Below are 302 nucleotides of genomic sequence, written 5' to 3'. Positions count from 1 at the left end.
CGGCAACGCTGGCGCCAACATCCTTGACGGTGGCCTGGGCGCCGACAGCCTGATCGGCGGCCTGGGCAACGACACCTACATTGTCGACAACCTCGGTGACACCATCACCGAAACCAGCACCCTGGCCGGCGAGATCGATTCCGTGTGGAGCTGGACCAACTGGACTCTGGGCGCCAACCTGGAAAACCTGTTCCTCGCAGGCACCGCCAATCTCAATGGTGTCGGCAACGGCCTGAACAACTATCTGATCGGCAACAGCGGCAACAACGTACTCAGCGGCGGTGCCGGCGACGACACCCTCG

At 62.9% G+C, this 302-nt stretch carries 1 pseudogene; it reads left to right on the top strand.

Annotated features, from left to right (window positions below):
- Positions 1 to 302: pseudogene (locus tag J5M72_RS28795) on the top strand (calcium-binding protein); the annotation flags it as partial.

This window comes from Pseudomonas sp. 58(2021), assembly GCF_017491585.1.
Taxonomy (GTDB): domain Bacteria; phylum Pseudomonadota; class Gammaproteobacteria; order Pseudomonadales; family Pseudomonadaceae; genus Aquipseudomonas; species Aquipseudomonas fluorescens_BT.
This window is presented reverse-complemented; position numbering and strand designations above follow the sequence as displayed.